This is a genomic window from Kitasatospora aureofaciens (assembly GCF_001188955.3).
GTDB classification, from domain to species: domain Bacteria; phylum Actinomycetota; class Actinomycetes; order Streptomycetales; family Streptomycetaceae; genus Kitasatospora; species Kitasatospora aureofaciens.
On sequence record NZ_JPRF03000001.1, the window covers coordinates 346,520 to 359,931 of the forward strand.

Annotated in this window: 10 protein-coding genes; 5 read left to right on the forward strand and 5 right to left on the reverse strand. The window is 71.4% G+C overall.

Annotation, left to right across the window (positions count from 1 at the left end):
• Nucleotides 1-37 precede the first annotated feature (37 nt).
• Entirely contained in the window at nucleotides 38-799 is a 762-nt protein-coding gene (locus tag HS99_RS01575; protein ID WP_030557675.1) for a Crp/Fnr family transcriptional regulator, read from the reverse strand.
• Nucleotides 800-980: 181 nt separating this feature from the next.
• Here HS99_RS01575 and HS99_RS01580 point away from each other — a divergent pair, with 181 nt between their 5' ends.
• Genes HS99_RS01580 through HS99_RS01600 form a run of 5 tightly spaced genes read left to right on the forward strand, consistent with a single transcriptional unit; the run spans nucleotide 981 to nucleotide 5,221 of the window.
• Nucleotides 981-1,745 (forward strand): hypothetical protein, encoded by a 765-nt coding sequence (locus HS99_RS01580; RefSeq protein WP_030285987.1) that lies wholly within the window; start codon nucleotides 981-983, stop codon nucleotides 1,743-1,745.
• Nucleotides 1,746-1,752: 7 nt separating this feature from the next.
• Nucleotides 1,753-2,169 carry a hypothetical protein gene (locus tag HS99_RS01585; protein WP_030285985.1) on the forward strand — a complete coding sequence of 139 codons (417 nt, stop codon included), beginning with the start codon at nucleotides 1,753-1,755 and terminating at the stop codon, nucleotides 2,167-2,169.
• Nucleotides 2,166-3,368: a protein phosphatase 2C domain-containing protein gene (locus HS99_RS01590; protein ID WP_094743066.1), complete on the forward strand. Its 1,203-nt coding sequence runs from the start codon at nucleotides 2,166-2,168 to the stop codon at nucleotides 3,366-3,368. Before HS99_RS01585 ends, HS99_RS01590 begins: the two co-directional genes overlap by 4 nt.
• Nucleotides 3,365-4,555: a protein kinase family protein gene (locus HS99_RS01595; protein ID WP_030557676.1), complete on the forward strand. Its 1,191-nt coding sequence runs from the start codon at nucleotides 3,365-3,367 to the stop codon at nucleotides 4,553-4,555. Before HS99_RS01590 ends, HS99_RS01595 begins: the two co-directional genes overlap by 4 nt.
• A gap of 15 nt (nucleotides 4,556-4,570) precedes the next feature.
• Nucleotides 4,571-5,221, forward strand: coding sequence for a vWA domain-containing protein (locus HS99_RS01600; RefSeq protein ID WP_030285979.1), 651 nt, complete (start codon nucleotides 4,571-4,573; stop codon nucleotides 5,219-5,221).
• Between the two features lie 688 nt (nucleotides 5,222-5,909).
• Here the strand turns inward: HS99_RS01600 and HS99_RS01605 are convergent.
• The 4 genes from HS99_RS01605 to HS99_RS01620 form a co-directional block, all read right to left on the reverse strand.
• Nucleotides 5,910-10,397, reverse strand: coding sequence for a hypothetical protein (locus HS99_RS01605; protein ID WP_141763634.1), 4,488 nt, complete (start codon nucleotides 10,395-10,397; stop codon nucleotides 5,910-5,912).
• Nucleotides 10,394-10,693, reverse strand: coding sequence for a hypothetical protein (locus HS99_RS01610; RefSeq protein ID WP_030285975.1), 300 nt, complete (start codon nucleotides 10,691-10,693; stop codon nucleotides 10,394-10,396). The genes HS99_RS01605 and HS99_RS01610 overlap by 4 nt, the downstream gene beginning before the upstream one ends.
• A gap of 330 nt (nucleotides 10,694-11,023) precedes the next feature.
• Nucleotides 11,024-11,956 (reverse strand): hypothetical protein, encoded by a 933-nt coding sequence (locus HS99_RS43880; protein WP_141763635.1) that lies wholly within the window; start codon nucleotides 11,954-11,956, stop codon nucleotides 11,024-11,026.
• A 383-nt stretch (nucleotides 11,957-12,339) separates the two neighbouring features.
• Complete coding sequence (locus HS99_RS01620) at nucleotides 12,340-13,359, reverse strand: NADPH:quinone reductase (protein ID WP_030557681.1); 1,020 nt, start codon at nucleotides 13,357-13,359, stop codon at nucleotides 12,340-12,342.
• Between the last annotated feature and the right edge of the window lie 53 nt (nucleotides 13,360-13,412).

Sequence of the window (13,412 nt, forward strand, 5' to 3'; positions counted from 1 at the left end):
CATGCTGGCGCCGAGCCGTCGTGGGAACCCGGCGCTTTTAGCTGTTTGGTGGGATCGCCCGCGAATCCGCCGCTCCGGATGCGACAGATGCTCCGGCTTCTTCGGCCGTGACGGCGATCCGGGCGAGGTGATCCAGGTCGAGGATCGTGATCCTGCGGTAGCCCGTGATGACCGCGCCCGACTCCCGCAGTGCCCGCAGGGCCTTGTGGATCGACGACTCCGCCGCGCCGACCAGCGTGGCCATCTCCGGCTGCGACAGCGGTAGTTGGGCTTCGTTCCGGCCTGGGCGCCCATAGGTGACGGCCAGGTGGTGCAGGATCCTGGCCAGCCGCCCGAGTACGTCGCAACCGGTGAAGTCGACGATCCGGCCGGTCGCCGTGCGCAGCTTGGCCACCACGCTCGCGCTGAGCGCGAGCCCGATGGCGGGGTGCTGCTTCGTGCACTCCAGCAGTTCGGAGGACAGGATGTAGCGGGCCAGCACCCGGCCGCAGGTGGTCACGGTGCCGCTGCGCGGCTGGCCGTCGATCCCGGCGAGCTCCCCTACCAGGTCCCCGGCCATTCGTACGGCCACCAGCGCCTCCCGGCCGTCCTGCGCATGCGCGGTGACCTTCACCGTGCCGCCGACCAGGAGCAGCGCGAAGTCCGAGGTGTCGGCCTCGTGGATGGTGATCTGCCCGGCCGGGTAGACCACGCCGTGGCCGAGCCCCAGCAGGACCCGGCGGTCGGCCTCGTCGACCCGGCCGAGCAGCCCGCTCGGCGGCCAGTAGGCCTCGGCCCTGCGCACCCGTGCGTTGCTCATCGGTCACTCCTCCTCCTCGTCCGGCCGAAGCCGGACAAGCCGTATTTGTAGCCGTTCTACCCGAGGACCCCTCCCCTACGATCTCGTCAACCATCTTGTCTGCGCCGCTAGTCGGTGCCGGCGGCACCTCGATCGCCGAAGTGCCGGCCCCGTCGTGATCGCGGAGGGAAGCGGAGGGAACGTGAATCCGAAGTACGAATACCGAGCCCTGCTGGCGTGCGACATCGCGGGTTCCGCAGGCCGCGGGCAGCAGCGGCTGCAGGAGATCCGCAGTGCGCTGCGATCCGCGCTGTCCGGTGCCCTCGACCTCGCGGAGTTGGACCGGCGGGACGTCTCGTACGTGGACACCGGCGACGGCTGCCGGCTGGTCGCTCCGGCCGGGCTGCCCAAGGCCGGACTGCTGGTCCCGCTGCTGCCGGAGTTGAGTGCGCGGATCCGCGAGCACAACCGGCAGGCCGGCCCGGACACTCGGTTGCGGGTACGGGCGGCCGTGCACGCGGGGGAGGTCCGGTTCGATCCGGACGGCACCGTCTCCGGCACTCCGTTCGAGGCGCTCGCCCGGCTGCTGGATTCGACCCCGCTGCGGCGTGCGGCCGTGGCCGGTCCGGACGGCGCCCCGCTGGCGGCGATTCTTTCGCAGCACTACTACGAGGAGACGGTCGGGCACGGCTACGAGGGGCTCGAAACCGGTGCCTTCACCGCGGCCGAGGTCGTGGTCAAGGAGTACTCCGCGCGGGCCTGGCTCTGGTACCCGGGCAGCCCGGTGGGGCCGTACGGCGGCTCCGGCCGGGAACCCGGCTCCGGCGGGCGGCCCGCTGAAGCCGGGAAACGGCCGACGGAAGCCGGGCCTCGGACCGTGGAGCAACTCGTCCGGGCCACCGGGAACGGCACGGTGTTCGCCGTCGGCCGCGGTGACCAGCACATCCGATACAACGAACGGGGCTGAAGCGTCGATGAACGAGGAACTCGCCGAGCTGGCCGCGAGCGGAGCCACCGCTCTGGTCGCCGCGATGGGCACCGACCTCTGGACGGAGGCCAAACGGCTGATGAGCGGCGTCGTCGCCCGGGCCCACGGAGGCCGCCGCAGGGAACTGTCCGCCGCGTTGGAGCTGCCGTCGACCACCACGAGGGGAGTGGTCGACGGCGAGGCCGTGAGCTACTGGACCGACGCCCTGGTCCAGTTGCTCCACCGGAACCCGGGCCTCGCCCAGGACGTCATGGCCCTGGCGTCGCTGCGGATACCACGACAGCCGGATGTCGCGGTCCAGGTCAACTCCGCCACCGGTTCGGGTGAGGTGTTCGCGGTGCAGCACGGCAACCAGCACTTCGCCGGCGGGCCGAGGTCCCGCGATTCCGGGGACGGCCGATGAGCGGGGGCGACAGTCGGCCGGACAGCCTGATGGACGGCTGGGTGCGGGCGGGGTTGCTCGTCGCCGTGACCGTCGGGGCCTTCGTCGAGGTCGGCTCGCCACACCGGCACTACGGCTGGCTGGTGGACGTGTTCGCGCTCGCGGCGGTGGGTGTCGTCGGTGCGGCGGCCGCGCTGGGGTCCGAGCTCGCCGCGGTGCCGGCCGGGCAGCGGAACCGGCTCGACCGGGAGCCCGGGCCCGATGCAACGGTGCCGGCCTGCCGCTACGTCGCAGGACCATCCGCGCCGACGGCCCAGCCGGCGAAGCCCCGGCCGTTCCTGCGCGAGCGGCCCACCGACCCGATCGTTCCCCGCTTCGGTGACGGTGCGCGGGCCCAGGGCTTCCCCTGGCTGCTGCCCGAGCGCACGGTGCAGAACGGGATCGCCGCGGACGAAGCCACGGTCGGAGCCCTCACCATCCGCGCGGCCTCCGTGGTCGGGCCCGGCCACCGCTGTGACCAGCCCGCCGGGCCACGACAGGATTCCTACCGGATCGGGCGCACCCGGGACAGCCGGTACGCGATCGTGGCCGTGGCCGACGGCCTGTCCAGTGCCGCGTGGTCCGACACCGGGGCCACCACGGCCTCGAGCCAGGCAGTCACCCTGCTGCGCGAGCAGATCGAGGCAGGTGACTTCGACCGGCTCGACGTCAAGGAGTTGTACGGGCGGGTCGCGGAATCGATCGCCGGGCAGGCGGCCGGACGCGGCGTCGGCACCGCGCACCTGGCCACCGTGCTGATCACCGCGGTGATCGCCGAGCCGGACGCGAGCGGCACCGCCCGGGCGTGGGTCGGGTGGCTCGGTGACAGTTCGGCCTGGACACTCGACCCGCGCGTCCCGCGGTGGCAGTTCTCCGCGGGCCAGGCCAAGGACCGTGAGGGCCCGGTGGTCTCGAACGAGGTCGCCGGCCGCCTGCCGGACACGCCGCACCTGGCCCTGGACGGCTACGTCACGCTGGCCCCCGGTGCAGCCCTGGCGCTGGTGACGGACGGGATCGGCGACGCGTGGGCGGACCCGGCGGGCAACGTCAACGAGTACTTCGCGAACGCCTGGCGCTCTCCTGTCCCTGCCACCCGGTTCACCGCCGACGTCGGCTTCGACGCACCGCAGTGCCTCGACGATCGCACCGCCGTCGTGGTGTGGAACGGCAGGGGGGCATGACCGATCTCAATCCCGTCGCCGACGGCAGCGTCCCGGCGGTCGATCCGCGGGGCTGGCCATTGCCGCGGGCCGTGGGCCTCGGCGATCTCGGACCGCTCGCCGAGCCGATCTCCGAGCACAACGGTCAGGCCGTCGCCGTACGGCCGTTGACGGACCATCCGGGCTGGCTCGCCAAGCTCTACCGGCCGGACCCGCACCCGGAGGACGCCCAGCGCATCGACCTGTTGATCTCGGCCCCGGACACCCTGCCGGAGTCGGAGCGGGCGACCCTGTACGCCGGAACGTGCTGGCCAGCGGCCCGGATCCACGGGCCCGGCAATCCGGCCGTCGGATGCGTGATCCCGATGGCGCCCGAGCACTACCGTGCCGAGCTGCGGCGCGGAAAGTTCAGCGAGCGCCGGTTCCTCGAGATCGACTGGCTGGCGAAGTCCGACGAGTCGATCCGGGGCGTCGGCCTGCCGCGCCCCGCCTTCGGGGACCGACTGGAGGCCTGCCGCCGGCTGACCGAGCTCGCCGCGATCCTGGAGGCTCTGGGCCTGGTCTACTCGGACTGGTCGTTCTCCAACGCCTTCTGGAGTCCTGACCGGCGTTCCGTCTACCTCATCGACGTGGACGGCTGTCAGCCGCAGAAGATGCCCGACATTCACCAGCCGAACTGGGCCGACCCGCTCACGCCGCCGGGCTCCGACGCGGACCACTGCACCGACCGCTACCGGCTCGGCCTGCTCGTCGCCAAGTGCCTGACCGGCCAGCGCGATGCGCGCGCCTTCCACAGCGTCTCCCTCTCGCCCTGGCCGGAGCAGCCTGCCCTCTCCGAGGTGCTGCTGGACATGCTGTTCGCGACCGAGCGTGAACGACGGCCCACAGCTGTCCAGTTGAACCAGGCACTGAACAACGGCCCCTACCTCAGGACCGTGCCACGCCCCACCCGCAGCGCACTGCCCCCGCTGCCCCCGCTGCCCGCGTCGCAGACGGTACCGCAGCCCCCCGCCGGCACGGGCGCCGCGGAGACGGGCACCGCGGACACGGGCACCGCCAAGTCGGGCACCGTGGCCGAGGGCACCGTCGTCACGCGCACCACCGAGAAGAAGAAGGATCCTGCGACCACCTGGAACGCCCGGTGGATCTGGGCGTTCGCCTTCGCCGTGATCCTGCTCATCGTCATCAGCATCGCCTCCAACCACTAGCTCAGAGGTGCACCCATGTCACTCTGCCTGCCCACCTACGTGGTGATCGACGCGTCCTCGTCGATGAAGCCGCATGAGGCGGTGCTCAACGCGACCCTCTCGCGCTTGCACTACAACCTGGCGACGAATCCGCGTGTCTCGGAGTTCGCCCGGGTCAGCGTCATCGCCTTCTCCACCGACGTGCACGTGGTGATCCCGATGTCGGACATGGAACAGGTGCCGAACATGCCTGAAGTGATCTGCGGCGGGCGCACGGACTACGGCAAGACCTTCGACCGGTTGCGGGAGTGCATCGAGCAGGACGTCAGCAGCCTGCGGGCGCAGCACTACAGCGTGCTGCGGCCCACGGTCTTCTTCCTGACCGACGGCGGTCCGACCGACGCGAACTGGCGGAAGTCCTTCCGCGAGCTGGTGGACCGGAACCGGCCCCGCTACCCACACGTGATCGCATACGGCTTCGGCGGTGCCGAGCGGGGTGTGCTGCAGGTGGTGGCGACCAAGGCGCTGTTCATCGCCGACGGCACGGACACCGAGTCGGCACTGAGCGGGGCGATCTCCGGCCTGCTCAACACCCTGATCGCCTCGTCGCAGACAGGTCAGATGCAGATCGCCACCGATGTCAAGGGCTTCGAGTACGTCCAGGTCGCCCAGGAATACGTCGACTGAGCATGGCCTCCGACCCGAGTACCCCCGTGCCCCGGGCACTGCGTGCCTCTGTCGGGCTGTCCGTACTGGCTGCGGTGCTGCTCGCCTGCGGCGGCGCGGTCGAGGCAGCGGGCAATCTTCTCGGCCCGTCGACGAGCGGGGACAGAGGCGGCTCGCACCCGACGGCGCCGGCGCCGGTACGGCCGACCCCTGACATCTCCTCTTCCCCCGCAGCGCCGTCGCCGAGTTGCCCGCCCTCGGCCTCACCCACCCAACTGCCCGAGCCCTTGCCGACCGCCACCACACCATCGCCCTCCCCGGAGCGTCCTCCGAAGAAAGGCTCCAAGCACGAGACCGCCAAGACGACGGTTCCTGCACCGGATAGCACTGCTGAATAGCTGCCTGGTTCGCCGAGGTGCCGAGCAACACGGTCGGTAGGCGCCGGCCACCCGCCCCGGCGGACCGTCAACACCCGGAAAGGAACGCACCCGCGGCCCGGGTCGGGAGCTTGAACCCGATCCGGGTAGCCGTCGTCCTCCACTGGGTCGGTCACGATTCCCCGGCCGCTCGGTGAGCGGGCCTCACGGACTGCACTCAGCTCCGGTTCCGGGGATCCTACCGACAGCGCCACCGGCCCCCAGGCCACGCCCTCGTACGCCGGTCGAACGCCCCGGCCCGGTGCTCACCTCGACGTCCGGTCGGCGGGCGTTCACGCCGGGTCGGTCCGGTCGGTGGAGTCCAGCAGTTCCTCGGAGAGGACTCCGAGCGCACCGGGTTCGAGGCGGAGCAGCGTCGGCAGGCACAGCTGCCAGTGCCCGATGATCAGGGCGTGGGCCAGGACGCGGCGGCCGTCGGCGGGTGGGAGGTCGGGGGCCATGGCGGCGAGTGTGCGGGCCTGCTCGGACGGGTCCGCGATCGACCGCGCAAGCTGCTCGGCGCGACCCGGTTCGCCTGCCTTGGCGAGGTGATGGGCGATGGCTGCCAGCGCCTCGGCTTGGGGGCGGGGTTCGAGGATGAGCCGGGCCAGGTGCTCAGCCTGCTCCGGGTCGCCCAGGTCGAGGCAGGTCCGGACGGTCTCGGCGAGCGCCCTGGCTCTCGTCCGCGGTTGGTCGATGGTGTGGATGATCGACGCGGCTCGGTCGGGCGCGCCGGCTGCGGAGATCACCGACGCGACGTCGGCCAGGGCGGTCGCCCGCAGCGGCTCGGTAGTGATGGACCGGGCGAGTTCCTCGGCCCGCGGCAGGTCGCCCACCTGCGCGCAGGTACGGGCGATCTCGCTGATGGCCTGCTCCCGGTAGGGGGTCTTGGTGATCGAGTCGGCTGCCAGCTCGGCCTGTCCGAGGAGCCTCCTGCTCCGTGCGGCATCGCCGTTGCCGGCTACCGTCACGGCGAGTGCCGCGAAGCCGCCGGCACGCAGTTGTGGATGGGTGATCGCGCCGATGCTGCGTTCGGCCTGCTCGGGTTCGGCTGCCGCCTCCGCCCTGCGCGCCACGGCGATCAGGGCCTTGGCCTGCTGGTAGGGGTGGCTGATCTCCCGGGCGCTCTGTTCAGCCTGGATCAGTTCGGCCCGGATCGTTCCGGCCCGGATCGGTTCGGCGCCGTCGTCCACCGGGTCGGCAGGCGTGGCCTCCTGCGCAGGCAGGGATGTGCTGCCGTCCGGGGCAGTGGCCGAAGTCGCGTGCCCCGTGCTCCGGTTGTCGACCGGAACCGTCGGGATGGCGCCCAAGGCCTTCTCGCGCTCCTCGGTCCCCCGGATGGCATCCGCGATCCGTACGGCTCGGGCGAGGTCGGCAGCTGCGACGGCCGCACGCACGACGAGCAGCAGCGCCTTGTCCTGCTGGGTCGGATCACTGATCGTGTCGGCAACGGCCACGGCCCGGTCCAGGTCCCCCGTGGTCGCCAGGGCCTGGGTGATCACCGTCAGGGCACGGTCGCGCTGTGGCGGTTCGGGGATGGCGTACGCGAGGGCTGCTGCCTGGTCGAAGCCGCCATCGGTGGCTGCCGCCTTCGACAGGGCGGAAAGGTCGCTGCTGCGGCGGACCGGGCGGCTGTGCGACCGGGCGACGCCCTCGGCCTCGCGCGCCACCGCCGTGGCGTGCCCGTCCTGACCATCGGCCACCAGCCCGGAGGCGACGTCGGCGAGGGCCCTGGCCTGCCGTGCGGGGTTCGCGACGGAGCGCGCGAGAGCCATCGCCCGGTCCGGGTCACCGACCGTGGCCAGGACCCGGGCGAGGGCCGACAGTGTCGCGTCCCGGTCGGATGACCGGGTCAGCGGCCGGGCGAGCCGTTCCGCGAGGTCCAGCAGGTCCAGTGCCCTGTCACGCTCGCGGCAGGCGGACAGGGCATGGGCGACACCGATGAGAATCCACGCCTTCCGCGCCGGGTTGCGGATCGCGTGGGCGATCGCCTCGGCTTCGGTGATGAGCTGCCGTGCCGCCCGGTGGTGGCCCGTGGCGCTCGCCGCCCTGGCGATGGTGGTGAGCACCTGGGCCCGCTCGGATCGGCTGGCGACGGAGCGGGCCAGCCCCCGGCCGCGTTGCCACTGCCCGGAGTTGGCAACCTCCACGGCGACCACGCCGAGTGCCTGGGCCCGCTCGGACCAGGTGGTGACGGATGTCGCGACCCGCTGGGCCGTACGGTCGTCGCCGGCGGCAGCGAATGCGCGGGCAGCCGCGACGAGCGTGTGGGCGTGCCGGGTCTCGTCGGCCGTCGACCGGGCCGTCGCCTCGGCGCGGGAGGCCAGCAGGAGAGCGCGGTGCCGGTCGCCGGACGCGGCGGCCGCACGTGCGACCGCGGCGACGGCCACCGCCTGCCGGTGGGGGTCGGTGATCGCTGCGACGAGCTGTTCGGCGTGGTCGGTGAGGATGCCGGCTCCTCGGAGGTCTCCGCTTCCGGCCGCCTCTCGCGCCACGGCGGCGAGCGCCTGGACCCGCCGGGCCGGATCGGTGATTGAGCGCGCCAGGGCCTCGGCTCGGCTGTGCTGACCGAGCTGCGCCCAGACGCCCGGGAGGTTGGCGGGAATGTCGACGTTGCGGTCGGTGAGCACGGTCCGGTGGACGGCGAGTCGGCTCAGTGACAGCAGGTCGGGAACCGCGTGTCCGGCCACGGCCTCCTGGGCTGCGGTGATCTCGGCCAGGGCGACCGTGTCACCGCCGATGATGTCGAGCATTCGGTCATGGCGGCCCGGGTCCGTCGCACACGCCAGGGTCCGGGTGAGGTCGCCGGTGCTGAGCAGCAACCGGAAGTACCCGCGCAGCAGGTACTCGGGAGTGTCAACCGGCCACCGTCGACGGCGGTACCCGTCCGCCCAGGCGTGCAGACGGTCCCGGTACGCGCCCAGCCTGGCGGCGCCGAGCAGCCCTGCCGCCTGTTGCTGCAGTTCTTCGTGGCCGAGGACGTAGACGACGGTCCCGCGTTGCCACCGCGCGGCGCGGGGCGCGAAGGTCCGGCCGGACACCGCCCCCAGGCACTCCTCGACCTCCCAGGCCGCCAGTCCGGTAAGGTCCGCCAGGTCGGCCCCGGAGAGACCGCCGCCGCTCGCGGTGAGCAGGCCCAGCAGGTCCTGTTCCGTCGGGCTCCCCCTCAGCAGCCGCTTGAGCTCGCGCTCGGCGTCCTGGCGGACCACCGCGGCATGCGGTGACACCCTCAGGCGCCGGGCGATGTCGCTGCGTCGCAGCGGGTGGTCGTCGGGGACGTCGGTGGGTATCGGCGGGTTGGGTCGTCCTGCCACGATCACGCGCATTCCGGCCGGTGGTCGGGCCGGGAGCATCGCCGCGATGCTGTGCGCGTCGGGGCCTGCGGTCACTCCCTGGTCCTCGTCCAGCCCGTCCACCACGAGGACGAGCCGTTCGCCCCTCGCGCGACACAGGTCGGCTGCCCGTTCAAGGGCACCCAGCAGGTGCGCGTCGCGAGTGGCGTCGGTCAGCAGGGTCGGCATGGGAGCACCGAGGATTTCCAGCAGCTGTTCGAGGACGACATCGGCGAAGGCGATCCGGTCGCCCTGGCCGGCCAGGCGGGCGGTGATGAAGAACGACACCACCCGGACACCCGCCGGAGGTGCGAGGACGAAGGAGGACAGCAGGGCGGACTTTCCGGCCCATGCCTCGGCCCGCCACCACAGGTATGACCGTGCCGCCTGTGCCGCGTCCTGACTCGTGCAGAACTCGACCATGTCTGCCAGTTCCTGCTCGCGGCCGCGCAGCTCTGCCGGGGCGATGCGCCGGACCTGAGCGAGATAGTCCGACCGTACGACGGGACCGGCGTGTACGAGGGGGCCGCCGGCGGAGGGTTCCGGGGCTGCTGTCGGCGCCGGTCCGCTCGGGATCTCCTTCCGGCCGTTGCGCGGCCGGGGATTTCGGGCCGGGCTGGAAAGTCCGGCCGGGCCGGGAATTCGGGCCAGGGGTACGCCGACCAGGTCACGGCGCAGCGAAGCCGCGTCCTTGCTGGCGGCCGCAGGAGCGTAGCGGCCCGCCAACTCGGCCAAGCGGCTGAACAGGGCGTCCGCTGCCTCCGCCGTGCCGGCTGACGTGACGTGCCGGAGCCGAGCGACGGCATGCGTACGGTCGCTCTGGTCGACGCCTTCCATGCGGAGCTCCCGCACTCTGAGCGCACTGAGGAAACGCCAGGTCAGCCCGGCGGCCCCGGCCCCTGACGCGGTGTCAATGCCGACAGCGCGTGCAGCGGCGGCGACGACCTCGTCAAGGTACTCAAGTCGGCGCCGATTGGCCTGGTTGGTCCGTCCCGGGAACGCCACTGCCGAACGGAAGGCCCGTTCGTCCGCGACGTCCCGGGCGATAGTCGCCAGTTCCGCGATCTCCTTCACATGAGCGTTGGAACCGGAGACGGTCAGACCGAGTTGCCACCGCCCCGAGGCCACCTGGGGCGCCTGGTCGCGCAGGACACGGAGGTAGGACCCGATCAGCTCGACCGAGGCGGTGTCACTGGGGACGAAGGAGGGATCGCGCCGCACGCCGATCGACACCGTGCGCTTGCTACCGTCCGGCGCGAAGCCGGTCACCACGAAGTCGTCCACCGCGCTGACAGCGCTCGCCTGGAAGGCGACCTCGTGCAGCGTGACGTCGTCTCCGAGCTCGGTGAGCGGATCGCCAGTCAGCAGATGGCTCAACAGCAGGGCGCCGTAACGGTGTTCCAGTACGGTCCCGCCACCACCCGTGGAGTACGGGCTTGCTCGTCTCACTTCACGCTGGGAGCTGGCCGACACCCGGTCAGCCTAGTACTGCGACGAGCCGTCGTTCCATCCCGTCGTGCTCTCGGACCCGACTCCCGGCGGCGGACGGCGTCCGGGTCGGCATGGATGTGCAGGGCGAGCCGGTGCTCCACCGCCAGCACGACTGAACACTCGGGCCCGTACGCCTGGCTCAGCATGAGCAGCACCCGCGGGTCGTAGACGATCGCGGGCACCTTCTGGTCCAGGCGCCCGGCGAGGAGCAGGCCGAAGAGTTCCTCGCACCGCTGCGCCACCGGCCAGTCCACGTGGTCCTGGATGTGGAAGTCTTGGTCGGTCGTGTCCTCGGGGCGGCGGTGCTGCGTGACAGCGAAGTTGAATCACCCGAGTTTCGGAGCAACGCGCTTGGGTTGCGCACCTGTCGCCCGAGGTTGGACAGCGTGCCGGCGGTGAAGGACCCGTCGCAGCGAAGCTTCACCGGTCTCAGCGGAGTTTGACTGGCCGGCGGTTGTCTCGCCGATGTTGGACCGCTGGGTTGCCGCCCGATGATGTCTCGGGCCTTGGTCACATCGCCTGATCTGGCCGCGGAGGAACGGACCGCTGCCGTCGGACACAGTGCCGCAGGGCTGGAACGCGGGCTATCGCCGGGACTCGGCCGCGGCGCGGAACTCCCGGGCGATCTCCGCGCCCTTGGTGACATCCTGCCCGGAAACTGCATCCGAAATGCCGATCACTGCAACGGTGTTGACGTCTACCCACGCGCACTGGGTGGTGCTGTACACGCTGTTGCCGAAAGCGTCCGTGGTTGCTGTCTTGGTGTACGTCTCGGCGCACTGCAATGTCCCACCGAGCGAGCCGGGATCGACGTTGCTGACCTGTCCGTGAACCACGGTCATGCCCGGCGCGTTGGCCGGACGCCAGATACCCGCCAGGATCTGGCTGCGTCCCTGGTCGGAGATGGCGCTGTCCTTCTCAAACGCCATCACGGTGACGTAGTTCTCGTCGAACGTGCCGCCCACGTACGCCGTGGTGGTGGAGTGCACATCCGGGTATCGGGCCGCCAGCGCCTGACTCTCTTGCCGTATCAGCTTTGCCATGTTGCTGTGGTCGTTGCGGGCCATTCCCATGAACGAGTCCGGTAGGTGGAGCTGCGACGAGGGCTGGTTCCCAGCGACGGGCGGCTGCCCGCCCAGACTCCCGGCGGTCGCCGACGAACCCGTGCCGGCACTGCCCGCCGAGCCACCCGGCATGGCAAGTGCGCCCGGTACAGCCGCGGGCCGGGCACTGTCACCGGAAGATGTCAGCGCGTAGGCTCCGCCGCCCAGGAGGAGTGCTCCGACCACGCCGAGCGCGACCCACAGGCTGATGCGACGGGAGCTTCGCGGGATGGCCGGTGAGCCGGGGCCGGGCTCCTGCGGATACCACTGCCCCGGGTCCGGCTGCGGATAGCCCTCAGCCCGGGCATGAACGGGCTGCGGCGACACATCACCCGGGGAAGGCGGGGGAAAGGCCGGCGGCGGGGGCACGCTCTGCGGCGGCTCGGCGGGCGGGCCGTCCTGTTGGTCGTGCATCGGCGAACTCCTAGAGGCTCGGTGCGGCAGCGGTGAACGGTCAGAGCGTCGTCCTGAAGAATGCCCAACGGCACCTCGCCTGTGCAGGCATACCGGACCACTGTTTCCGTTCTGTAGCAGTCACCAGTCGGCCGTCACCAGCGCCGGTCAACTTCGAGGGAGAACGATCAACTTCGTTGAGACAAATGGCGTTGGGCCCCCTGCCCAGTCGTGATCCAATTTCGCTGTCACGCTTGCGTTCGGTCCAACTTGAGTGGCATGCCGTCCGCCTCGCTGTCACAGGTCACCAACCGCTGACGCAACGTCAGGGACCGGCCGGTGTAACGTGCAACAACACGCAAGGCGCGTTGCAGCCCTGACCTGCATCCGGCCGGCACTGAGGGTCAAGAAGCGATGTCCACCAGGACTTTGCCGACCGAGCGGCTCTCAACCGTGCGGTGCGCGTCGGCGGTGCGGTCGAGGGGAAAGCGGATCAGCGGCAGGCCGTGCTCCTCTCCGACCGGCAGCGCGCCGTCGCGCACTGCCGCGGCGACGTCCTGGGCGGCCGCGGCGCGTGCTTCCGGACCGGCCAAGTAGAGGACCAGGAACTGGAAGCGTGCGTTGAGCACCATGTTCTGCAGTACGTCCAGTTCGACCGGCTTGCCGCCGTCGTTGGCGTAGGTCGAGATCGTGCCGCGTGTTCGCAGCACGGCCAGGTCCAGTGCGAGGTTCGCGCCGAGCGCGACCTCGGCAATGATGTCGACGCCGTCCGCGGCTATCCTGCGGATCTCGGCGGCCGGGTCGCCCTCGCGGTAGTTGATCACGTGGTGGGCTCCGGTGGCGGCGGCCAGCCGGGCTTTCTCCGCGCTGCTGACCGTGCTGATCACGGTGGCGCCGGCCCATCGGGAGAGCTGGATCACCGCGTGTCCGACTGCTCCGGCCCCGCCCGCGGCGAGCACCACCTTCCCGTCGAGTGCCCCGGGCCGCAGCCGGCGCGGCCCGTCCTCGGCGACTGTGAGCGCGCGGTGCGCGGTCAGCGCGGGGACGCCGAGTGAGGCGCCGACGTCGAAGCCGGCCTCGTCGGGCAGCGGAACGGCCTGTTCGGCCGGCACGACGGTGAATTCGGCGGCGGTGCCGGTGGGCCGCCCGGCGGCGGCCATGAACAGCCAGACCCGCTGACCGACCCGGCTCTGGTCGACACCCGCACCGACGGCGTCGATCGTGCCGGCGCCGTCGAGGTGCGGGGTGATCTCGGGGAAGTGCTTGGGGTGGCCGGCACCGGAACGCGCTTGCCAGTCGGTCGGATTGACACCGGACACGGCGACCCGTACGCGGACCTCGCCGGGGCCGGGCTCGGGGAGGTCGCGGTCGACGAACCGGAGGACGTCGGGGGTACCGGTGTCGCGATAGATGATGGCCTTCATGATCCGTCCTTGGTGCCTGATGGAGGGGGATTCCTGTCGTGGCCCGTCGGTTG

Coding starts and splice junctions, on each gene's coding strand:
- HS99_RS01575 (WP_030557675.1), bottom strand. CDS start 799: ATGAGCAACGCACGGGTGCGCAGGGCCGAGGCCTACTGGCCGCCGAGC.
- HS99_RS01585 (WP_030285985.1), top strand. CDS start 1,753: ATGAACGAGGAACTCGCCGAGCTGGCCGCGAGCGGAGCCACCGCTCTG.
- HS99_RS01590 (WP_094743066.1), top strand. CDS start 2,166: ATGAGCGGGGGCGACAGTCGGCCGGACAGCCTGATGGACGGCTGGGTG.
- HS99_RS01595 (WP_030557676.1), top strand. CDS start 3,365: ATGACCGATCTCAATCCCGTCGCCGACGGCAGCGTCCCGGCGGTCGAT.
- HS99_RS01600 (WP_030285979.1), top strand. CDS start 4,571: ATGTCACTCTGCCTGCCCACCTACGTGGTGATCGACGCGTCCTCGTCG.
- HS99_RS43880 (WP_141763635.1), bottom strand. CDS start 11,956: ATGCACGACCAACAGGACGGCCCGCCCGCCGAGCCGCCGCAGAGCGTG.
- HS99_RS01620 (WP_030557681.1), bottom strand. CDS start 13,359: ATGAAGGCCATCATCTATCGCGACACCGGTACCCCCGACGTCCTCCGG.